The 22,307-nt window shown below is 59.0% G+C and carries 15 protein-coding genes; 9 read left to right on the forward strand and 6 right to left on the reverse strand.

Features of this window, described 5'->3' with window-relative positions:
* Nucleotides 1-73: 73 nt before the first annotated feature.
* Both C2U68_RS05690 and C2U68_RS05695 read right to left on the reverse strand, forming a co-directional pair.
* Complete coding sequence (locus tag C2U68_RS05690) at nucleotides 74-910, reverse strand: HDOD domain-containing protein (RefSeq protein ID WP_140911551.1); 837 nt, start codon at nucleotides 908-910, stop codon at nucleotides 74-76.
* A gap of 18 nt (nucleotides 911-928) precedes the next feature.
* Complete coding sequence (locus C2U68_RS05695) at nucleotides 929-2,827, reverse strand: GspE/PulE family protein (protein ID WP_140911552.1); 1,899 nt, start codon at nucleotides 2,825-2,827, stop codon at nucleotides 929-931.
* Between the two features lie 372 nt (nucleotides 2,828-3,199).
* Here C2U68_RS05695 and C2U68_RS05700 point away from each other — a divergent pair, with 372 nt between their 5' ends.
* The 3 genes from C2U68_RS05700 to C2U68_RS05710 are packed head-to-tail and all read left to right on the forward strand — an operon-like array spanning nucleotide 3,200 to nucleotide 6,999.
* Nucleotides 3,200-4,972, forward strand: coding sequence for an ATP-binding protein (locus C2U68_RS05700; protein WP_140911553.1), 1,773 nt, complete (start codon nucleotides 3,200-3,202; stop codon nucleotides 4,970-4,972).
* 23 nt (nucleotides 4,973-4,995) lie between these two features.
* Nucleotides 4,996-5,994: an HD domain-containing phosphohydrolase gene (locus tag C2U68_RS05705; RefSeq protein ID WP_140911554.1), complete on the forward strand. Its 999-nt coding sequence runs from the start codon at nucleotides 4,996-4,998 to the stop codon at nucleotides 5,992-5,994.
* 42 nt (nucleotides 5,995-6,036) lie between these two features.
* Nucleotides 6,037-6,999, forward strand: coding sequence for a GNAT family N-acetyltransferase (locus C2U68_RS05710; protein WP_140911600.1), 963 nt, complete (start codon nucleotides 6,037-6,039; stop codon nucleotides 6,997-6,999).
* Between the two features lie 310 nt (nucleotides 7,000-7,309).
* On the opposite strand, the gene C2U68_RS05715 is transcribed toward C2U68_RS05710, so the two are convergent.
* The 3 genes from C2U68_RS05715 to C2U68_RS05725 form a co-directional block, all read right to left on the reverse strand.
* Nucleotides 7,310-7,930 (reverse strand): glutathione S-transferase, encoded by a 621-nt coding sequence (locus tag C2U68_RS05715; RefSeq protein WP_222101872.1) that lies wholly within the window; start codon nucleotides 7,928-7,930, stop codon nucleotides 7,310-7,312.
* Entirely contained in the window at nucleotides 7,927-8,388 is a 462-nt protein-coding gene (locus C2U68_RS05720) for an amine oxidase (RefSeq protein WP_140911556.1), read from the reverse strand. The genes C2U68_RS05715 and C2U68_RS05720 overlap by 4 nt, the downstream gene beginning before the upstream one ends.
* Nucleotides 8,389-8,876: 488 nt before the next feature.
* Complete coding sequence (locus C2U68_RS05725) at nucleotides 8,877-9,332, reverse strand: hypothetical protein (protein WP_140911557.1); 456 nt, start codon at nucleotides 9,330-9,332, stop codon at nucleotides 8,877-8,879.
* Between the two features lie 691 nt (nucleotides 9,333-10,023).
* On the opposite strand from C2U68_RS05725, the gene C2U68_RS05730 reads away from it, so the two are divergent.
* Complete coding sequence (locus C2U68_RS05730) at nucleotides 10,024-16,104, forward strand: PAS domain S-box protein (protein WP_140911558.1); 6,081 nt, start codon at nucleotides 10,024-10,026, stop codon at nucleotides 16,102-16,104.
* A 3-nt stretch (nucleotides 16,105-16,107) separates the two neighbouring features.
* Nucleotides 16,108-17,106, forward strand: coding sequence for an HD domain-containing phosphohydrolase (locus C2U68_RS05735; RefSeq protein WP_140911559.1), 999 nt, complete (start codon nucleotides 16,108-16,110; stop codon nucleotides 17,104-17,106).
* 126 nt (nucleotides 17,107-17,232) lie between these two features.
* Here the strand turns inward: C2U68_RS05735 and C2U68_RS21525 are convergent, their stop codons facing one another.
* Entirely contained in the window at nucleotides 17,233-17,364 is a 132-nt protein-coding gene (locus C2U68_RS21525; protein WP_260839229.1) for a hypothetical protein, read from the reverse strand.
* Here C2U68_RS21525 and C2U68_RS05740 point away from each other — a divergent pair.
* The 4 genes from C2U68_RS05740 (at nucleotide 17,363) to C2U68_RS05755 (ending at nucleotide 22,274) form a co-directional block, all read left to right on the forward strand.
* The gene (locus tag C2U68_RS05740) at nucleotides 17,363-18,820 is read left to right on the forward strand and encodes an FAD-linked oxidase C-terminal domain-containing protein (protein WP_140911560.1); all 1,458 of its coding nucleotides are present in this window, start codon (nucleotides 17,363-17,365) and stop codon (nucleotides 18,818-18,820) included. The genes C2U68_RS21525 and C2U68_RS05740 overlap by 2 nt on opposite strands.
* On the forward strand, nucleotides 18,820-19,869 hold the full coding sequence (gene glcE, locus C2U68_RS05745) for a glycolate oxidase subunit GlcE (protein ID WP_140911561.1): 1,050 nt from the start codon (nucleotides 18,820-18,822) through the stop codon (nucleotides 19,867-19,869). Before C2U68_RS05740 ends, glcE begins: the two co-directional genes overlap by 1 nt.
* A 4-nt stretch (nucleotides 19,870-19,873) precedes the next feature.
* On the forward strand, nucleotides 19,874-21,082 hold the full coding sequence (gene glcF / locus C2U68_RS05750; RefSeq protein ID WP_140911562.1) for a glycolate oxidase subunit GlcF: 1,209 nt from the start codon (nucleotides 19,874-19,876) through the stop codon (nucleotides 21,080-21,082).
* A gap of 124 nt (nucleotides 21,083-21,206) precedes the next feature.
* Nucleotides 21,207-22,274 carry an SGNH/GDSL hydrolase family protein gene (locus C2U68_RS05755; protein WP_140911563.1) on the forward strand — a complete coding sequence of 356 codons (1,068 nt, stop codon included), beginning with the start codon at nucleotides 21,207-21,209 and terminating at the stop codon, nucleotides 22,272-22,274.
* Nucleotides 22,275-22,307: the final 33 nt, after the last annotated feature.

Here is a 22,307-nt window from a genome sequence, read left to right on the forward strand (position 1 = left end):
GTCCGCGCCCAAGCACGCGGCCTGTCGCGCATTCTAATGCAAAGCCGCCGCAATTAGCGACCGTATCGACAGCTCAGGCCGACAAGGCCAACGAATCTTCCAAAGCAATTTCCAGCTCGGCCAGTGCGATTTCCGACAAACCGAGCCGGGCCGCTTCTTCGCTGCTGGAGACCACCAAGTCCGGTTGGGGTTGGGAGGCAATACCCAGCTTGTACGCCACCATGTCGGCTATCCGCACCACCAATTCGACGGTACCGGTATCCTCGTTAACCGGCCGATGATGCGACTCGGCGACGTTACAATAGGTTTCGGGCAGATTCCAGGACCGCAGCAGCCAGGCGCCTCTGGCTTCGTGCTGGCGAATCAGCAATTCGAGCTGCAAATCCTCCGGCAGATTCAGTTTGGGATCCTGAGTCCGCAAATCATCCAGGCAGCGCAATAGCAGCAATTCGCCGATGTCGTGAAACAGGCCGGCCATGAAGGCCTCTTCGGCGATCGCATGGAAGGACAGCCGTTTCGCCAACCATTCCGCGCCCAACGCCACCGCCACGCTATGCTGCCACAGCTTGGCCATGTATTTTTCAGTCGCAGAGTCCCGCGCGCTGAACATGCCCTTTTGCATTACCAACGTCGCAATCTGGACGATACGCGGCAAGCCCAAACGCACGACTGCGTCTTTGACGGTGTTGACCGAACTCAGGCCGGCATAAAACGACGAATTCGCTACCCGCAGGATCTGGCTGGCCAAGCTGGCGTCCATTGCCAATTGTTTGGCGATGTTATCCAGCGAACGGTTTTCGTCTTGCAAGGCCTGCCGCAATTCCGTTACCGCGCGCGGGAACACCGGCAGCGCACCGGCGCCGCTGGCGATGGATTCATCGATCATATCCGTTAATGATTTTTCGCTCATGTTAGTTAGTTCATCAAATCAGCGGCTGCCCAGCAAACGGCGCAGCTCGTAAAGGGGACGGGGCTTGCCGAAGCGCGGCAGGTTGCGGATCACTTCTTGCAGTGAAGTAATTCCGGCCGCAGCCTTGACCAGCCCGTCTTCGACTAAAGTCACCAAACCGGCGGTCTCCAGACTGACGCGGCGGATTTCGTAGGACGTCTTGCGTTGTAAGATCGCATCCTTGACCGACTCATTCATCGACAACAACTCGAACACGCAAACCCGCCCGGAGTAACCGGTAAAGCGGCATTTATCGCAGCCCTTGCCCAACAGAAAATGGGCGCCGATCACGTCGTCCGCCGTCAAATTCAGCCGTCGGAGCAGGGCCGGATCGGGCTGGAACGGTTCGGCGCAATGCTTACAGACTCGGCGCAACAAACGCTGGGCAACCACCGACACCACGGTCGACGAGATCAGAAACGCCTCGATCTCCATGTTCAACAGACGCAACAGGCCGCCGATACTGTCCTCGGTATGGAATGTGGTCAATACCTTGTGGCCGGTCAGCGCGGCCTGGATTGCCGTATCGGCCGAGAATCGGTCGCGAATCTCGCCGAGTACGATGATATCCGGATCCTGGCGCACGATATGGCGCAGGGTTTCTTCGTAGGTCAAATTGATTTTCGGGTTGATCGAGCACTGGGCAACGCCATCGATCACGTATTCCACCGGGTCTTCGGCCGAAACGATACTGACTTCTGGACCATTCAAATAGTCGACCGCACTGTATAGGGTCGTGGTTTTGCCCGAACCGGTCGGCCCGGTAATGATAATCACGCCGGTCGGGACATCCAGCGAATCCAGCAGGAACCGCTCCAACATCAGCGGCGCCATCCCCACTTCATGAATATCCAGCAATTCGGTTTTGCGATTCAACAAGCGCAGTACGATCTTCTCGCCGTTGATGGTACTGAAAAACGACGCCCGCATGTCGATCACATGATGGGTGGCGACCTGCTCGAACAATACCCGGCCGTCCTGATGCCGGCGCTTTTCGGCGATATCGGCGCCGGCCATGACCTTGATCCGGCTGATCATGGCCTGGGCCATTGCAACCGGAAAATCCCGATAGTGCACCATCAGGCCGTCGATCCGAAAACGGACGCGCAACTTATGCTCCAACGGCTCGATATGGATATCGCTGGCCGCTTGGCGGATTGCATCCTCGAAAATTTCATTGACCGAAGCAACGGCAGACTGCTCTCCGAAGGCGGCTTTCTCCTCCCGGGCATTACGTTCGTAATTCAGCAAAAAACGCATTATCTGGGAATAACGGCCCACTGCCGGAATCACCTCGGAACCAAGCACGTGTCGTGCCGTTGCGATCGCGGTTTGATCCATGGGGTCGCCGAACGCGACCAACACACCGTCGACTTGTTTTTCGATCGGCAGAAAGCAGTGCTTGTTCGCCGACTTCAGCATCGGTTTGGTCATCAGACTCTGATCGACGTTGGCGAGGCTGAGGTCGATCACGGATATACCCATCAGATCGGCCAGAACCTCCAGCATTCTCGATTCGGAAATCAGATTGCGCTCGACCAGGATTTCGCCCAGGCGTTTGCCTCCGCCTGCCTGCTGTTGCTGGGCCAAAGCCAGTTGCAAATCGCTATCGCTGATAAAACCGAATTCGACCAGAAACAGGCCCAATTTGACTTTTAACGGATGACTGCGGAACACCTCGACCAACTGCGCATGGGTGACGTAACCCAAATCGCACAACACCACCAGAATCGGCTTGGGCGATTCCAGCTTGCCCTGCACGCGCTGCGCATATTTCAATTTGGCGCCGTCAAGCACCTCCTGCTCGACTAAAAGTTGGAGGAAGGAATCGATGAATTGAGTGCCGGAATCGGCAGAGCTAACGTCGCGGGATTTCATTCTCACCTTGAACTGAAGACCGATCGGAGTCCGTGCGTAATAGACACGGGACAAATTCCGCTTTCCATGAATACTAAGAATACTAAGTTACTAGATTTTGACGGTCCAATACAGCGTTATATTGTTACAAACCCGCGTAAATTTTACGACCGCCAAGCGGTTGCCGTTGAGCCCGGCACCGACCCATTCGAAAACAACAGTTTACGCGCCCTAGAGGGCATTTTTGGCTCTAGCTTATAAGCCCGGCCGCCAGGAACACCGCGACACCAGTAACTCGCTGTCTTTATAATTGATTAGGCAATATTCTGCCACTCCAGTCCGCCAACGGCGGACTCCAGCACAAACCCGCTTTCGCCGCAGGAGGTCTTTATCATGCAAAGCATTGCCGAATTTTTCGGGACCAAGGATTTTATGCCGCACGGATATTGCCTGGCCTGGAGTCCGGGCCTGCTCTGGCTGATGGTGACTTCCGATGCGATTATGGCTTTGGCCTACTTTACCTATCCGATCGGCATCGCCTACTTCGTTTGGAAACGGAAAGACTTGTCCTACCGCTGGCTGTACCTCGGCTTTTTTATCACCTTCATTCTGACCTGCGCCGCCACCCATCTGTTATCGGTGGTGACGGTCTGGATTCCGCTTTACTGGCTGGATGCCTATGTCAAAGCCGTATCCGCCCTGGTGGGCATCGCCACCTCTTTCGCGATCTGGTGGGTCATACCGCGCGCGCTGAAATTGCCAAGCCCGGCGGAATTGCAGCGCGCCCGCGATCAGGCCGAAGCCGCCAACAAAGCCAAAAGCGTGTTTTTGGCTAACATGAGCCACGAACTGCGCACACCGCTGAATGCCATTCTCGGTTTTTCCAGCCTGATGCAAAAAGATCCGCAGCTCCCGGCCAGCCAACACCACAATCTGGCCATCATCAACCGCAGCGGCGAACATTTGTTGAGCTTGATCAACGACGTACTGGAAATGGCAAAAATCGAGTCCGGCCGGCTGCAATTGGAACGTAGCCGCTTCGATCTCGGCGCCATGATCCGCGACGTCAGCGACATGATGTCGATGCGGGCGCGCGACAAGGGTTTGCAATTGTTAATCGACCAAACTTCGGAATTTCCGCGCTTCGTTTGCGGCGACGAGGCGCGTCTGCGCCAAGTGTTGATCAATCTGCTCGGTAACGCCTTGAAATTTACCCAGCAAGGCGGCGTCACACTGCGTCTGGGCACACAACAAAACAACCACAGCCATCTAAGGATCGAAGTGGAAGATACCGGTCCCGGTATCGCCGACAGTGAGCGGGAGCACATCTTCGAGCCCTTCGTGCAACTCGGCGACCAGGGCGACAGTAAAGGCACCGGCTTGGGCTTGACCATTACCCGCCAGTTCGTGCAACTGATGGGCGGACAGCTGACGCTGGAAAGTAGCGTCGGCAAGGGTTCGTTGTTCCGCATCGATTTACCGCTGCCGGAGTTGGCGGAGCCGGAGGTCCGTGCCAGCGCAGCGGATAGCCTTGGCGAAGTGACCGGACTGGCCCCCGGCCAACCGCAATATCGGATTTTGATCGTCGAGGATCAACTGGAAAACCAGCTGCTACTCGGCCGGCTGATGACCGATATCGGCATGCAAATCCAGGTAGCCAAAGACGGCGCGCAAGGCGTGGCAGTGTTCGAATCCTGGCAACCGCACCTGATCTGGATGGACCGGCGCATGCCGCACATGGACGGCATGCAAGCCACCCAAGCCATCCGGCAGTTGCCAGGCGGTGATCGGGTCAAGATCGTCGCGGTCACCGCCTCCGCGTTTATGGAGCAGCGCGAGGAAATGCTGCAAGCCGGTATGGACGACTTCATCCGCAAACCCTACCGGGCCGAAGAAATTTACGCCTGTCTGGCCAAACACCTCGGCGTCGAATTCGTTTACCGGACGGAAATCGCCGCTGCCCAGGACGCAAGCTTGGACCCGGCGATGATTGCCGCCCTGCCGGAACCATTGCGGAAAGACTTGAAAACGGCACTGGAAAGCCTGGAACAAGCGCGCATAGCCGAAGTCTTGGAACGAATCGGCGGCGTAGATCGGCCGCTACAAAAAACCCTGGCGCTACTGGTCGACAACTTCGACTATCCAGCTATTCTTAAATATCTGTAAAGCTGCTCTGGACAACTACGCCAGTGAACGGAAAAATCCTCGCCGTCGACGACACCCCGGATTCCCTAAAATTGTTGACCCAACTGTTGCAGTCGGAGGGCTACGAGATCCGCTCGGCCATCAATGGCGAACTGGCTTTGCAGTCGGCGTTACTCAATCCGCCGGAATTGATCCTGCTCGACGTGCGCATGCCGGACATGGACGGCTTCGAGGTATGCCGCCGCTTGAAAGCCTACCCGCAAACCCGCAGCGTGCCGGTCATCTTCGTTACGGCGTTATCGGAGATCAACGAAAAAGTCGACGGCTTTAAATTGGGCGCCGTCGATTTTATTACCAAACCCTACCAGCGGGAGGAGTTGTTGGTCCGGGTCCGCACCCATCTGGAAATGGCGCGCTTGCGAAACGGCCTGGAATCTCTGGTCAACGAACGCACCGCGGAATTGAAAGCCAATATGCTGTCGTTCGTCACCGCGATCGCATCGACGGTGGAAATGCGCGATCCATACACGGCCGGCCATCAACGCCGCACGGCTCATCTGGCGTCGGCAATCGCCCAACAAATGCGACTCGGCCCGGATTTAATCGAAGGCCTAAGCCTGGCCGGGGTGGTTCACGACATCGGTAAAATCAAAGTGCCGGCCGAAATTTTATGCAAACCGGGAAAGCTGGACGAACTGGAATACGGCCTGATCAAACTCCACCCGCAAACCGGTTACGAAATTCTGAAATCGATCGATTTTCCCTGGCCGATCGCCCAGACCGTATTGCAACACCACGAACGACTGGACGGATCGGGCTATCCGCAAGGCAAAACCGGGGCGGACATTCTGCCGGAAGCGAAGATTCTGGCTATCGCCGACGTGGTCGAAGCGATGATTTCCCACCGCCCTTACCGGCCCGGCCTGGGCATAGCCGCCGCTTTACGGGAGATTGCCGAGCACCGCAACACGCTCTACGACGCCGCTGCGGTCGATGCCTGTCTGGCTCTGTTCCAAGAAAAGCATTACCAACTGCCGGTTTGAACGGCGCAGCCACCAGTCCAACCGCAAATATCGATTCACATGATGAACATCCCGAGTTTCTATCTGGAACCCGCCAATTATGCCGCTGACTTTCCCGACCTGCATTACCTCAGAACCGAAGTGTTCGTCGTCGAGCAAGGTATTGCGCCGGAAATCGAATTCGACGATTTGGACCGGGATTGCCGGCATCTGATTGCCCGCGACGCCGAGCGGCGGCCCATCGGTTGCGGCCGTCTGTCGCCGACCGGCAGAATCGGCCGAATGGCGGTACTGCCGGCATGGCGCCGGCAAAAGGTTGGCGAATCGCTATTGCGCGGCTTGATCGAACTGGCCGGCAATTTGGGGCTAAGCGAAGTCACCGCCCACGCCCAAACCGCAGCGCTGGGGTTTTACCGGCGCTACGGTTTCCAAACCGTCGGCGCCGAGTTCCTCGAAGCCGGGATTCCGCATACCGCAATCCGTCTGACCATTGCCGCGCCGGCGCCGATGTCCCGCCAGAGTGAGGACGCGCCTGAACCAAGCGTACCCGCCATACGCCTGCAAACGCCGGAAGCGGCGGCGGAAGCAGCCTTGGCTTTGGTCCAGCAAGCCCGCCGCCTGCTCTGCATCTACAGCCGCAACCTGGATTCGCGGCTCTACAGCCAAAAACCGCTGGTAGAAGCCTTGAAACAATTCGCGTTGCGTAACCAGCGCGGCGCCGAAGTCCGCATCATCGTTCAGGAACCGGAAGCGATTCGCGGCCAACAACTTCCTTTAATCGATTTGGCGCAACGTTTGCCGTCTTATATTGCGATCAGGGCAGCGGTCGAAGCCGAGGATTTGAATTTTAGGCCGGCATTCATCGCCAACGACAACGGCGGTTATTTGTTTCAATTGCAGAGCGACCGCTACGACGGACACTGGAGCCCGAATTTACCGGCGCAAAACCGGCAATTGAGCGAGGAATTCGAACGGGTATGGCAAAGGGCGCGGATTTGCAGCGAGTTCCGCGCCTTGGCACTTTAGGAAGCCGACAAGTCACTTAATCTCGCAATTAAAACAACAAAGCCCGGCGAATTCCAGCCCATAATTGTTTTCTCTCGCGAAATAAACAATGCATTCAAGCACATATTGTAAATTGATCCAGCCGGGCTATAGTGAAACCGTCGTTAGCGCAATTCGGTTCGAAACGGCGCCAGCCGCACCCGGCCAATCCCGCTAACGTTCCCTCGCTCACAGCGGTGAACTCCTGCACCGCGCACTCTACGGCCTCTATCGCTGCCTGATAGAGGCTTTTTTTGCGCCCGGCCGAATCTCGGCAGCAACCTGCGGCGCTTCAGCCGGGACGGTACCCTTCTTCCATCAAAACCCGCCTGACGGCCGGGCGAGTCAACATCAGCTGATAATGCTGCCGACAACGCACCGGCAACTCGATATCCGATCGGTCGGCCCAGAATTCCACATAAAACAGCGCGGCGTCGGCAATGCCGAAACCGCCCACGGCATAGCCCTGCTCCGGCAAAGCCCGCGCCACCAAAGCCAGAGCCTGATTGACGATAGCCGTCCCCTGCCGTTTGACTTGGTCGTACTGGGCAGAATCGGTCCCAAATTTCTCCGGCACGAATAGGCGCTGGAAACCCTGGCCGTGAATCGTAGCAACCACATAATCCATCAATTCGATCGCTTGCGCAGCCTGATCCGGACCGGTCGCCAATAGCCCTGCTTTGGGGTAAGTTCGCGCCAGCCAATAGGCGATGGCCTGGAATTCGGTGATGGCCGAACCGTCGTCTTTAACCAAAACCGGGATCGTCGCTTTCGGGTTAATCGCCAAAAACTCGGGCTTGTGCTGGTCTCCGGCCAGCAGATTGACGATTTGCGCTTCGAACACCAAGTCCAGTTCTTCCAGCAAAATATGGATGCCGGTCGAACAGGAACCGGGCGTCATATACAGTTTCAGCATCGGCCCTCCAGAAAATGCCGGTTCAAATCGAGCGCGAAAGTTTTCCACAAACCGGCAATCTCCCGACGCGTCGCATTCAGGTAATCCCGGTCCGGTTTATGTTCTTCCGCAAAATTCGACAGCGCGCAGGAAGTACGGTGCTTATCGACCGCAAACAAAATCAACTCGTCGCTAAATCCGGCAAATGCGGTCAAGACTTGGCCGGTTAGTTCGCTCATTCCGTTTTCGACCCCGACCTGGCTGGCGTCGAACGACAGGGATTTCAGCTGTTGCAAGGCCTGAGGATAAAATGCCGCCAACACCGCCACCAGATTCCGCTGAAAGCAACCCTGCCACTGTTGGCTCGCCAAATCGGCAGCCAAGCGCTGTTGATATTGGCGCTGCAAGAGCGGTTTGGCTTCGGCGATAAAACAAGCGAAGTCTTGCAAAAGCCTGGCGTTCAATTGGGTATCCATGGTGCGATCTGTACCGAGTTTACCGAACTGACAAACAAGATACGGACCAGTTTGCAAGGGCCGCGACCGGCCCGGACCGCAACCGCCAACTGAAAACTATTTTAAATAAAATCAATAGCTTACCTCCGCTTGCAGTATAAGCAGATCACTTCCCGCTACTGCCGATCCGACACAAGCCGCATTGCAGATGCTACATATTCCCGGGAGTTGCGGGGTTTGCGACATAGCAAAACGTCGGCTGCAAACCAAAATCAGCCTAAGTCCAGATAATCCCGCTATTCGCAAGACTTCGCGGCGACGCCAAAAACCGCCGCTACCCCAAACATTGCATTTACTTGAAGCTGGGCGCAAAGGCTGCCTGGCCTTTGCGATTCTTTAGCCCCGTTTTGCAACCACTATGCTGAATCCTGGATTGTCTGCGGCGAATGCCGAGTTTTGTCCGCTGACCAGTAACCGGATCGGCAACGCCGGCCCTGGCGGCCGCTGCCTCAGGCGTAATACAGCTTGCGTAATTCCAGCATCGACGCCGCAACCAACTCGGCGCTATCGCTGGCGCGCTTCACCGCATAACCGGCTTTGCCCAAGGTGATTTCCTCGCCGGCAGCGGCGTAACCGACCACGTTGTGACCGACATCGAGATCCCTGCGGTGCAAGCCGCCATACTGGGTGTTGAAATCGGCCAGCAGTCCGCAATGCGGCGGATTCATGACCGATCCCCACCACGACAATTGGGCAACATCGTGACTCCAAAAATCGCCGATCGCTTCCGGCGGCAGGCAGCGCTCCACCAGACGGTCCCCGATCACCGCATACTGGCGCCGGCTGATTTTTCCCGGTTCGTCGCCGACGTTGTCGCGGCATTCCAGAATCTCGCCGTTAACGAAACTCTCGGTCGCCGGCACCACCCGGTTCCATTGGCCATCTAATGCTTTGTGCTCGAACATATTGCCTTTCTCCAATTACAGTTGAACGAAACCTACGGGAAGGCGGGTAACGGCATTCCCGGACATCGACACTGCAAGCAAATTCGCGGCCAATTCTCGGTTAGCCGGGCAGCGGGATTGCCGCTTTCAGGATATTTTTAAAAACAAGGATTTAGCCATCATCCTTAGCGCAAATCCGGCATTGGCAGCCCGATAATGGCCCGCGCCCATCGTGTTTTGCAGGTTCGGACACGACAATTTGTCGGCTTTGCATTGTGCGCCGGTAAGGCGCACCCGGTTAAACCCCAACGCTCTGTAGCCGGAATTACTCGGGCCGGCTGTGCACGTCGGGCAAATCGAACATAGCGGATAGGTCAGGAAACGTTAAACCTAGAAAAAGCAGTTGAGCCGAAATAGAGCCCGTTCGTGCTGAGATTCGAAGGATGGGCGGGATTTTTGATTCACCCAACGGACCAGCGTGTTGTGAGCCACTCATGCTTCGATCTTGCTCAGCATATATGCCCTAGAAGGCACGAAAGGCACACAACACACGTCAACGACTCGTTCCAGATGAAACAAAGACAGACAGCGGCGATAGCCGCGGTTGGTGTTAGATGTGGTATAGGCCAGCGTTCGATAGAACAATTTGAATAACCGGCTAAAATTCAGGGTTTCCGAAACCGTAGGAATAGTCTGACGGGTGCTTCGAATAATGAATGATTCCATCCCAAGCCTTGATGATTTGGATTTCCGCTTACTGTTCGAATCGTCGCCCGACCTTTACCTGGTGTTAAATCCACAATTGGAAATCGTCGCCGCCAGCGATGCCTATACCCGCGCCACCTTGACTCGCCGGGAAGACATATTGGGGAAAACGATGTTTCAAATTTTTCCCGACAATCCCGACGACCCGACGGCGGAAGGCCAGCGCAACTTGCGCGCGTCCTTGCAGCGGGTGTTGTTGTCCGGAAAACCCGACACCATGCCGGTACAGAAATACGACATCCCTAGACCCGACGGCAAGGGGTTTGAGCAGCGGTACTGGAGCCCGATCAATATCCCCATTCTCGGCAAGGACAGCAATATTGCCTATGTGCTGCATCGCGCGGAAGATTTAACCGAGTTTATCCGCGTCAAACAACTGGGCGTTGAGCAAAGCCAACTCAACGACACACTGCGCGCCCAGGCCGTAAAAATGGAAGTTGAGCTGTTCGCCCGCACCAAGGAAGTTGCATCCGCCAGCGCGGAGTTAAAGTCCGCCAACGAGGAACTGTCCCGCTTGTACGCCAAAACCTTGGAGTTGGACGAACTCAAAACGCAGTTTTTTGCCAACGTCAGCCATGAATTTCGCACGCCGCTGACGCTGATGCTAGGGCCTCTGGAAGAATTGCTGGCCCAATTTGCTCCAACGAGTTCAAGCCCTGACGCTGCCTTGCATGAACAACTTGATCTGGTGCATCGCAATGGCCTGCGCCTACTCAAATTGGTGAATGCGTTGCTCGATTTTTCGCGTATCGAAGCCGGTCGCATGGATGCGTCCTATGAAGCGACGGACTTGGCGACCTATACCGCCGAGCTGGCGAGCGTATTCGGCTCCGCCACTGCAAAAGCGGGGTTGAAGCTGATCGTGTCGTGCCCGGCAATGGCCGAACCGGTGTATGTCGATCGGCAAATGTGGGAAAAAATCGTCATTAATCTGCTGAGCAACGCCTTCAAGTATACCTTTGCCGGCGAAATTGAAGTTTCGCTACGTCAATGTGGACAAAGGGTTGAGCTGGCCGTGCGCGACACGGGTGTCGGCATTGCCGCTGACCAGCTTAACCATGTGTTCGAACGCTTCCATCGGGTGCCGAACGTGCGCTCGCGCAATCACGAGGGAACCGGTATCGGCCTGGCTCTGGTGCGCGAGTTGGTCCGCTTGCACGGCGGCGACATCTCGGTCACCAGCACGCAGGGTTTCGGCAGCACCTTTACCGTTGTCATCCCGACCGGCACAGCACACTTGCCGGCTGACCATATTCACCCTGCCAAAGTGCCCTTCTCTGCCTGCACTGGCGCGGAATTTATGGCCGATGAAGCGTGGCGTTGGGAAGTGGGAGCGGAACATGAAAATGCCCTCGGTCCGCACATAGATTCGGTTGAATCGATAGGGTCTACTGCGGGCGTGAGCGCACACATTGTCATTGCCGATGATAACGCCGACATGCGCAGTTATGTTGCCCGGCTGTTGCGGGTACAAGGCTACGACGTAACAGCGGTGCGCGACGGCTTAGCGGCGCTGGCAGCAGTACGCCAGCGCCGACCGGATCTGGTGCTCACCGACATTATGATGCCGGGTCTGGACGGCATCGGTTTGCTGAGCGCCCTGCGGGAAGATCAAGAAACCAGCACGATTCCGGTCATTTTGCTCTCGGCTCGGGCCGGAGAAGAAGAACGCATCGAAGGCCTGAAACACCGAGCCGACGACTACCTGACCAAGCCCTTCAGCGCCCGGGAACTACTGGCTCGTGTTGGGGCATACATTGAAACAGCACGGCTACGCAAAGAGGCTGAAATCCAGTTACGTATCCAGGAAAACGAACGCGAATTTCGCGCCTTTTTCGATCTGGCCGCCGTGGGCATCGCGCAAGTCAGTCCCGATGGACGGTGGATGAGAGTCAACCAAAAACTGTGCGACATCGTCGGCTATTCTCGGGAAGAACTAGTAACGAAGACATTTCAAGACATCACTCACCCGGATGATCTCCATACCGATCTCGGCTATATGCAGAGGATGCTGATCGGAGAGATCGATACCTACTCCTTGGAGAAGCGTTATTTGCGTAAGGATGGCGCCGTCGTCTGGATCAATCTGACCGTCGCCCTGGTTCGTGGCGATACCGGACAGCCGAGGTACTTCATCTCTGTAGTAGAAGACATCACCGGGCGTAAACAACTTGAGATTGAGCGGCAGAAATTCTTCCTGCTGGCTGAAAGCAGCAGCGAATTCATTGGCATGTGCGACCTCGATATGAATCCCCTCTATGTTAATCCCGAGGGTCGGCGCATGGTCGGTCTACCGGATATGGCCGCCGCCTGCCGGGTCAAGGTACAGGACTACTTCTTTCCGGAAGATCGGCGTTTCATCGCTGCGGAGTTCTTCCCGCGCGTGCAACGGGAGGGGCACGGCGACGTGGAGATCCGCTTACGGCACTTTCAGACCGGCGAACCGATTTGGATGAACTACTACCTGTTCAGTGTCTACGACGCCGCCGGCATGCCCATCGGCTGGGCAACTGTCAGCCGCAATATAACCGAACGCAGACAAGCAGAGGCGGCGCTGCGCGAGAGCGAGTCGCGGCTGCGGTCTGTTACGGATAACATATCCATCGGTATTGTCACGCTTGATCGCCATCGGCAATACAGGTTCGTTAACCCTGCCTATGTCCGTATTCTTGGCCTTGCTCAGTCAGCCGACGAGCTGATTGGCAGGTCGCCGTCCGAGGTACTTGCATCCAGCTATGCGACGCAGATTTCGCCACGCCTCGACCGAGCCTTCGCCGGTGAAAAGGTGGTATACGAATTGATTCGGCCACTTGCCTCTGAGGCCGCGCCAAGACAATACACCGTCATCTACGAGCCGATACGTGATGGCGAAGAAATTGATGGCATCATTGTCATCATCTATGACATTACCCAGCTGAAGCAGACTGAAAATGCCTTGCGCGAGAGCGAGCGCGAATTTCGAGTTCTAACCGAGGCCATGCCGCAAATTGTCTGGGCGACACGCCCTGACGGCTGGAATGTCTATCATAACCAGCGCTGGGTCGAATATACCGGTCTGACACTTGAAGAAAGTTATGGTCATAGCTGGATAGAACAAGTTCACCCTGATGATAGGCAACGTGCCTGGGAAGCCTGGCAACGCGCGACCCAGCATCATGACAGCTACTCCGTGGAATTTCGCTTGCTACGGGCAGACGGCGTATACCGGTGGTGGTTGGCCCGGGGCATGCCACTGTTAAACGCACAAGGGCAAATCGAAAAATGGTACGGCACCTGTACCGACATTCAGGAGTTAAAAGAAGCGGAAACCGTTATCCGTGAAAATGAAACCAGGCTGCATTTTGCTTTGGAGATGTCGAATACCGGCGCCTGGGAAGTGGATTTGGAAACGCACGCGGCGTATCGCTCAATCGAACACGCCCGTATTTTCGGCTATTCCGACACCGCGTCGGCATGGTCGGTCGACAAATTCCTGGAGCATGTGCTGGCGGCAGACCGGGCCAGGGTCGCGGCAGTGCTGCAAGAGGCGTTTGCCAGCGGCGGCGAAGGCAAATTCGAATGCCGGATTCGGCGTACCGATGGCGAAATCCGCTGGATCATGGTCGCCGGCCGCTATCGCATCCACCGAACGGACGGCAAAAGCCAGGTCGCCGTGGGCGTCATTCAAGACATTACCGACAGTAAACTCTTTCAGGAAGAACTCAAGCAACACCGCGACCAGTTGGAAATATTGGTTGCCCGCCGCACCGAAGAACTGGAAAAAGCCAAGGCCTTGGCGGACACCGCCAACCATGCCAAGAGCGCCTTCCTGGCCAATATGAGCCATGAAATCCGCACGCCGATGAATGCCGTGCTCGGTTTTTGCTATCTATTGGAACAACGTCATCTGGACGGCGAATCGCTGGCCTTGGTGCGCAAAGTCCACAATGCCGGGCATACGCTATTGTCCCTGATCAACGATATCCTCGACTTTTCCAAGATCGAGGCTGGGCGGCTGGATATTGAGCGCGCGCCGTTCAAACTGACCGAAATGCTGGACAACCTTGCCGCTATCATGGCGACGGCCGCCCACGATAAAGACCTGGAATTGATCATCACCCCACCCGCCGAAATCGACGCCTTGGTTGGCGATGCCTTGCGCCTCCAGCAAATATTAATCAACTTGCTCAGCAACGCGATCAAATTTACCGAACGCGGCGAGGTCGAGTTGCGCGTTAGCGTGGAATCTGCGGACAAACAACAATGTCAGCTGCGTTTTGGGGTGCGCGATACCGGCATCGGCATTTCCAGCGCACAGCAGTCGCTGATTTTCTCGGCTTTCGGCCAAGCCGATAGCAGCATCAGCCGCCGATTCGGCGGCACCGGCTTGGGCTTGAGCATCAGCATGCAACTGGTGGAACTGATGGGCGGCAGCCTGCAAGTGACCAGCGAAGTCGGCCAGGGTAGCGAATTCTGGTTCGTGTTGCCGTTGCAGCGCGACCAGCGCGTGGAACGCCGGCCTAGCGAACTGGCTCGGCTCGAACTGCTGATCGCAGATGACTGCGCCAGCGTGCGCGAGGCGCTGGCCGTTGTGGCTAACTCTTTGGGTTGGCCGGCCGATACCGCCGCTTCCGGCGAATCCGCCCTGATGCAAGCACTGACCAGGATGGATAGCCAACGTTTTTACGATGCCATCGTATTAGATTGGAAAATGCCGGGGCTGGACGGATTGAGTGCCGCTAAAGCCATACGCCAAGCGCTTCAGGAAAAACGCCAGGACTTGGACCCGCCGATACTACTGATGGTCGCCGCTCATTTGCGCGAAGAATTATTGGCCCAACCGGGTATCGAGACAGTGGCCAAGGTACTCAGCAAGCCGGTCACCGCCTCGACGCTCTACTCTGCCGTCGCCGACTCGTTAAACCAACGCGGTCTGGGGCTATTTCGGCCCGATCCGCCGCCGATCGCCGCCGCCGGCAATCGCCGCATTCCCGGCGTGCGCGTACTGGTGGTCGACGATAGCGATATCAACCGGGAAGTGGCAAAAGGCATCCTGGAAGCAGATGGCGCAATCGTCGATACGGCCTGCGACGGCCAGGACGCGCTGGAATGGCTGCGAGTCCACCCCGATACGGTGGATATCATATTGATGGACTTACAAATGCCGCGCCTGGACGGCTATGCCGCCACCCGCATTATCCGCGAGGATGAACGCTGGCGGGAGTTACCCATCGTCGCACTGACCGCCGGCGCCTTCCAGGAATTGCGCGATGCGGCGCAGGCATCCGGCATGAGCGATTTTGTAGCCAAACCGTTCAACGTGGCGCAAATGATGGAAACCATTCAACGCTGGACCGGATGCTCGGCAGGAAAGGCCATCTCGGGCGTTAGCGGCGCAAGCGTGGCCGTCGGCTCGGCAAGTGTATCGCCGCCGCGGCCGGCGACCGGCGCTGGAGAACCCGAATTGCCGGCTATCGATCTGGCGGCCGCGCGCGGCCAATGGGGCCAGCTCGACGTCTATCGCACTTATCTGGACAAATTCGTCGCCGCGTACGCGGTGTGCGGAACCTCTATCGCCGCCGCCTGCCATGACGGCGACCTGAAAACTGCCGGGGATCTGGCACATAAACTGTACGGCGTGGCCGGAACTTTGCGGCTGTCCCGAGTCGCCGAGCTGTCCCGCAAACTGGAAACACGCTTGAATGGGGGCGAAGCGGCATTTAAACTGGCGGCAGAATTGCAAGCCGCGATAGATCAGGTATGCGCGGCAGTCCACGCTTGGCCTGAAACCGAAAACCCCGCGGTCGAGCCGGAGCCGGCTGCCGGCCCGCTTGGGGACGGCTTGCTTGATTTGTTCGCGGGCATGCTGGAAGCGCTCGACCGTAACGATCCCGATGATTCCGAAATCTGGCTGGACCGGCTGCGGCAGCACCCGGACCCCATCCAACTGACCGAGTTGGACGCGCTGCTGGCCGACTTCGATTTCCGCGGGGCGGAGGCCGCCGTACGCAGCCTGGTGCAGCACCTGAATTTATCGATACCGGAGTAAGCCATGCCTTACGGCCCTATTCTCATCGTCGACGATGAGCCCACCAATTTGGCCATCCTACGCCGTACGCTGAAAGACGAGCACCGGTTAATGCTGGCTCGAAACGGTGCAGAAGCGCTCGAGCTGGCGGGCAAGCATCATCCCTGTCTGATCCTGCTCGATATCCAAATGCCGGAAATGGACGGCTATGCGGTCTGCCGCGCCCTGAAAGCCAATCCGGCGACCGAGGCCATCCCGGTGATTTTCGTCACCACGCTGTCCGAATTGGAAAAAGAGGAAGCCGGCTTCGACGCAGGCTGCGTCGATTATTTGATCAAACCGGTTTACCCCCGGATCGTGCGGGCGCGGGTGCGGACCCACCTATCGCTGGTGCAGGCCAAACGCTTGGAGAGAACCTACGGCGAGGCCATCGCCATGCTCGGTAAAGCCGGCCATTACAACGACAGCGATACCGGGCTGCATATCTGGCGCATCGCGGCTTACGCCCGGCAACTGGCCGAGGCCGTCGGCTGGCCCAAAGAGAATTGCGTGTTGCTGGAGCAAGCCGCGCCGATGCACGACACCGGCAAAATCGGCATTCCCGACTCGGTGTTACGCAAACCCGGCCAACTGGATGCCGACGAATGGGCCATCATGCGCAGCCATTGCCGAATAGGCTACGAAATCCTGTCCAGCAGCGACGCGCCGGTATTCGTGTTGGCCGCCGAGGTCGCACTTCGCCATCATGAGAAATGGGACGGCAGCGGTTATCCCGACGGCTTGCGCGGCGAAGCGATTCCCGAATCGGCGCGCATCGTCGCGCTGGTCGACGTGTTCGACGCCTTGACCATGAAACGCCCGTATAAAGACGCTTGGTCGGTGGAACGGGCTATGGACACCTTGCGCGAAGGCGCGGGCCGCCATTTCGACCCTACCCTGGTCGAGGCATTCGAATCCTGCCTGCCGCGCATTTTGGAAATCAAGGCCGGTTGGGACAGCCGCGAAGCACAGCAAGGCGCCTGATCCCTCCGCCAAAGCCGAATTGGCGCTGCCGCTGCGCGCCCTCCGCTAACCGCAAATAACCAATTCCGACTAATTCTTTGTCAGATTTCAAATTACCGAAGGCCGTCATTCCGGCATGGATTCATGTCAGGGCGTCCTGCCTGACACCCTGCGGGTAATCCAAATCCGTTCCAGACCGATTTTTGCCGGAGCCGCAGACCCCAGCTCGGTATTCATACCCTGGCCGCCGGTCGCCGAGTTGTGGTTATAATCGGCCATGCCTTTATCTGCCGCCTTTACCCGCCAATGCCTCGACTTGCTCGGTGCCGCCAACGTCGTCACCGAGCCCGAGCGCTTGCGGGTTTACGAATGCGACGGCCTGTCCGCCTACCGCACCCTGCCGGAGCTGGTGGCGCTGCCGGAAACCGCCGAGCAAGTCCTGGCGTTGATGCGCTTATGCCGCGAGCAGCGGGTGCCGGTGGTGCCGCGTGGCGCCGGTACCGGTCTCGCTGCCGGCGCGATGCCGGTGGCCGGCGGCATCGTCATTGGTTTGAGCAAGATGAACCGCATCGTGGCGCTCGATCCGCTGAACCGCACCGCCACGGTCCAGCCCGGCGTCAGAAACCTGGCCATTTCCGAAGCCGCCAAAGCGCACGGCTTGTTTTACGCACCGGACCCTTCGTCGCAAATCGCCTGCAGCATCGGCGGCAACATCGCCGAAAATGCCGGCGGCGTGCACTGCCTGAAATACGGCTTGACCGTGCACAACGTGTTGCAGATCAAATTGGCGACGATAGACGGCGAACTGCTGACGCTGGGCGGCCCCGGCCTCGATGCGCCGGGCTACGACCTGCTGGCGTTGGCGATCGGCTCGGAGGGTTTGCTGGGTATCGTGGTCGAAGCCACGGTCCGGCTGCTGCCGTTGCCGCCGGCGACGCGGGTGCTGTTGTCGGCTTTTCCCAGCGTCGAGCAAGCCGGCGCGGCGGTGGCGGCCGTGATCAGCTCCGGCTTGCTGCCGGCCGGCCTGGAGCTGATGGACAACCCGGCCATCCGCGCCACCGAAGCCTTCGTCCACGCCGGCTATCCGCTCGACGCCGCGGCATTGTTACTGTGCGAGCTGGACGGTTTGCCGGAACAGGTGGCGGCCGACAGCGAACGCGCCATCGCGGTGCTGACGGCGGCCGGGGCCAGCGAAATCCGCAGCGCCGACGACGAAGCGCAACGCAAACGCTTCTGGGCCGGCCGCAAGGCCGCGTTTCCGGCGGTCGGTCGCATTGCCAGCGATTACTACTGCATGGACGGCACGATTCCGCGCAAACACCTGGCCGAGGTATTGCGCCGAATTTCCGAGATGTCGGCCGAATTCGGCCTGGCGGTAGTCAACGTATTCCACGCCGGCGACGGCAATTTGCATCCTTTGATTTTGTACGACAACGGCGTCGACGGCGAATTTGCCAAAGCCGAGGCCTTCGGCGGCAAAATACTGGAACTGTGCGTCGCGGTCGGCGGTACCATCACCGGCGAACACGGCGTCGGCAGCGAAAAAATCCCGTATATGTGCGTGCAGTTCAGCAGCGGCGAATTGGAGCAATTCCTGCGCTTGAAACGCGCCTTCGACCCTTACGCTCTACTGAATCCGGGCAAGGCGGTGCCGACCTTGTACCGCTGCGCCGAACTCGGGCGGATGCACGTCCATCGCGGCGAACTGCCGCATCCGGATCTGGAGCGATTCTGATGGCCGCCGATATCAGCGCCGAATTGCGCGAGCACATCGAACGGGCCGCGGCGACCAACACGCCGCTGCGCATCGTCGGCGGCAACAGCAAAGCCTTTTATACCGGACCGGCAGCAGACGTCGAACTATTGGAAGTAGCCGGACACACCGGCATCATCGGTTACGAACCCAGCGAACTGGTGGTGACGGTCCGCGCCGGCACCCGCCTCGCCGAGCTGGAAGCGGCGCTGGCCGGACACGGCCAGATGTTGGGCTTCGAGCCGCCTTATTTCGGCGCCGACGCCACCATCGGCGGCACGCTGGCCTGCGGCTTTTCCGGCCCGCGCCGGCCATTCGCCGGCAGCGCCCGCGATTTCGTGTTGGGTTGCCAGATCGTCAACGGCCTCGGCGAGGAGCTGAATTTCGGCGGCCAGGTCATCAAAAACGTGGCCGGTTTCGACGTGTCGCGGCTGATGGTCGGCGCCCTGGGCAGCCTGGGTCTGTTGTTGCAGTGCTCGTTGCGGGTGCTACCCAGGCCGGAAACCGAGACGACCGTGACATTCGCGCCGGCCGAAGCGGCCGCCGCGATCGAGTTCATGAACCGTCTGGCCGGCCGGCCCTGGCCGCTGTCGGCGCTGGCTTACGCCGGCGGCCGGGTCCGGGCCAGGCTGTCCGGCGCCTCAGCCGCGGTGAGCGCCGCCGCAACCAAGATCGGCGGCGATATCGACGCCGACGGCGACGCGTTCTGGCAGGACTTGCGCGAACAGCGTTTGCCGTTTTTCCAGCAGCCGGGCAATTTGTGGCGGATTGCGATGGCGCCGGCCGCATCGCAACCCCAACTGGCCGGCGATTGGTTGCTGGATTGGGGCGGCGCCCAGCGCTGGCTGAGAACCGGCGAATCGGCCGCAGCGGTGCATCGGGCCTGCGCCGCTGCCGGCGCCCAGGCACGGCTGTTTCGCGGCGAGGCCGGTGCGGACCGGCAGCGCATCGCGCCGGAATTGGCCGCGCTGCAACGCCGCGTGCGTCAGGCCTTCGATCCGCTCGGCCTGTTCGTCCCCCTCCCGGATTAAGCCCATGCAAACCCGCATCGATCCAAGCCTGGCCGGCCACCCCGGTATCGACGCCGCTCAAGCGGCGTTGCAGCGCTGCGTCCATTGCGGCTTTTGCAATGCCGCCTGCCCCACCTACCGTTTGCAAGGCGACGAACTGGACGGGCCGCGCGGCCGGATTTATCTGATCAAACAACTGCTGGAGGGCCAGAACGCCACCGCCTCCAGCCAACACCATCTGGACCGCTGTCTGGGCTGCCGCGCCTGCGAATCGGCCTGCCCGTCCGGCGTCGAGTACGGCCGCTTGCTCGATGTGGGCCGGGAAATCGCCGCCGGCCGGATCGCGCGGCCGTGGCGGCAGCGCTGGCTGCGCCGGGCCTTGCTGGCGATACTGCCCTACCCGCGCCGGCTGTCGCCGCTGGCCGCACTGGCGCGGCTGGCGAAACCGTTGCTACCGGCCGCGTTACGGGCCAAGGTACCGGCCAAACCGACGCCGGAAACCTGGCCGCCGCTAAGCCGCCGGCGGCGGATGCTGATCCTGGAAGGCTGCGTGCAGCCGGCGCTGGCGCCGCGCATCAATGCCGCCACGGCGCGGGTGCTGGACCGTCTCGGCATCAGCGTGATTCAAGGCCAAAGCGCGTGTTGCGGCGCGCTGGCTCACCATCTGGACGAGCGCGAAGCGGCACTGGACGCGATCCGGCGCCGGATAGACGCCTGGTGGCCGGCATTGCAGGCCGGGGCGGAAGCCATCGTCATCACCGCCAGCGGCTGCGGCACCATGATCAAAGATTACGGCTATCTGCTGCGCGACGACCCGGACTATGCCGCAAAGGCGGCGCAAGTCGCGGCCAAAGCCAAGGATATTGCCGAAATCATTCGAGCCGAGGACACCGCCAAATTGGCGGCCTGCCCACGCAAAATTGCGTTTCAGGCGCCTTGCAGTCTGCAACACGGCCAAGCGTTGGCCGGCGTCGTCGAAAGTCTGCTGACCGGCCTGGGTTTCGAGTTGGCGACGGTGGCCGATGCCGGCTTGTGCTGCGGCTCGGCCGGCAGCTACTCGTTGTTGCAACCGGAACTTTCCGGCCGCCTGCGCCTGGCCAAACTTACCGCACTGCAAGCGGGGCAACCGGAATTGATCGCCAGCGCCAACATCGGCTGCCTGTTGCACTTACGGGAAACGGCGCAACTGCCGGTGGTGCACTGGATAGAATTGCTGGACGGCTGGGATCGGTAAAGCCGTGTATTGCGAAGGTTTGACGCCGATCAAAGCGCAGCCGTTTCGGCGAGGTAAAACGCACGAATTCAGGAGCAAAATCCGCCGGGAAGGCCTAACTTAAACTGCCAAAAGGGAGCATCCCATGAACCACAAACTATCCGTCGCCGCCCTGATTCTGATCGCGGCAACCGCCGCCGGCCGAAGCGAGGCGGCAAATTTTTCCAGCGTTTATGCCTTCGGCGACTCGCTGTCCGACAGCGGCAAAAGCGCCTCGTCGGTCTGGAGCATTTACAATTTTTTAAATGGTTATCCGGGGCCGATCAATCCCAACGGCAATTGCGATTCCAACCATCCCTGCCCGCCCTATTTCGAAGGCCGCTATTCCAACGGCCCTGCCGCCGTGGAGCGGGTGGCGAATGCGGTTTTGCCCGGTGGCGCCAACGCCGGCAATTTTTTCAATTACTCGGTTTCCGGCGCCACCAGCGGCATCGGTAACTTCGGCGACGGCGGCTCGCAGTCGGCCCCCGGCGGTTTCGCTCTACCGGGCATCGCCCAACAAATCGGTTTTTATCTGAACACCGCCGCCCCGGCCGCCAATGCGCTGCACTTCGTCTGGGGCGGTGCCAACGACTATCTGACCGACGTCTATATCCCGCTGGCAACTCAATCCGGCCTCGACCCCAGCGCGGTCGCCAAAAAAGCGGCACAAACCGCCGCAACCAACATCGCCGGTTACGTCGGTGCGTTGGCGGCTTTCGGCGCAGAAACCATCCTGGTGCCCAACTTGCCCGATTTGGGCTTGACGCCGTTCGTCACCAGCCAAGGCCAGGACGTGATCGACCCGGCGCGCGAATATTCGTTGACCTTCAACCAAACCCTGACCAGTTTATTGGGTCTGGTCGACAACCAGTTCGCCGCCACCGACATCGTCGAATTCGACTCGTTCGGTTTATTCAATGCCATCGTCGCCAATCCGGCCGGATTCGGCTTCGGCAACGCGGTCAGCGCCTGCGTCAGCTTACCCGACGCCTGCGCCGATCCGAATAATCATGTGTTTTGGGACGATTTCCATCCGACGGCGGCGATGCATGCGCTGGTCGCCAACGCCATGGTCAGCCAGGTACCGTTGCCGGCTGCCGGCTGGTTGTTCGCCGCCGGCTGGTTAGCGCTGTGTCGCCGCCTCCGGTTTACCGCGCCGGCCAGCGCATAAGCTCTAGTTGGTTGCGGCCGGTTCAAGCAGCCG

The organism is Methylomonas koyamae, from assembly GCF_006483455.1.
GTDB lineage: Bacteria > Pseudomonadota > Gammaproteobacteria > Methylococcales > Methylomonadaceae > Methylomonas > Methylomonas koyamae_B.

Excerpts from the sequence above, each read along its gene's own strand:
- C2U68_RS05690 (WP_140911551.1), bottom strand. The coding sequence starts at position 910 with ATGAGCGAAAAATCATTAACGGATATGATCGATGAATCCATCGCCAGC.
- C2U68_RS05695 (WP_140911552.1), bottom strand. The coding sequence starts at position 2,827 with ATGAAATCCCGCGACGTTAGCTCTGCCGATTCCGGCACTCAATTCATC.
- C2U68_RS05700 (WP_140911553.1), top strand. The coding sequence starts at position 3,200 with ATGCAAAGCATTGCCGAATTTTTCGGGACCAAGGATTTTATGCCGCAC.
- C2U68_RS05710 (WP_140911600.1), top strand. The coding sequence starts at position 6,037 with ATGAACATCCCGAGTTTCTATCTGGAACCCGCCAATTATGCCGCTGAC.
- C2U68_RS05720 (WP_140911556.1), bottom strand. The coding sequence starts at position 8,388 with ATGGATACCCAATTGAACGCCAGGCTTTTGCAAGACTTCGCTTGTTTT.
- C2U68_RS05725 (WP_140911557.1), bottom strand. The coding sequence starts at position 9,332 with ATGTTCGAGCACAAAGCATTAGATGGCCAATGGAACCGGGTGGTGCCG.
- C2U68_RS05730 (WP_140911558.1), top strand. The coding sequence starts at position 10,024 with ATGAATGATTCCATCCCAAGCCTTGATGATTTGGATTTCCGCTTACTG.
- C2U68_RS05735 (WP_140911559.1), top strand. The coding sequence starts at position 16,108 with ATGCCTTACGGCCCTATTCTCATCGTCGACGATGAGCCCACCAATTTG.
- C2U68_RS05740 (WP_140911560.1), top strand. The coding sequence starts at position 17,363 with ATGCCTTTATCTGCCGCCTTTACCCGCCAATGCCTCGACTTGCTCGGT.
- C2U68_RS21525 (WP_260839229.1), bottom strand. The coding sequence starts at position 17,364 with ATGGCCGATTATAACCACAACTCGGCGACCGGCGGCCAGGGTATGAAT.
- glcE (WP_140911561.1), top strand. The coding sequence starts at position 18,820 with ATGGCCGCCGATATCAGCGCCGAATTGCGCGAGCACATCGAACGGGCC.
- glcF (WP_140911562.1), top strand. The coding sequence starts at position 19,874 with ATGCAAACCCGCATCGATCCAAGCCTGGCCGGCCACCCCGGTATCGAC.
- C2U68_RS05755 (WP_140911563.1), top strand. The coding sequence starts at position 21,207 with ATGAACCACAAACTATCCGTCGCCGCCCTGATTCTGATCGCGGCAACC.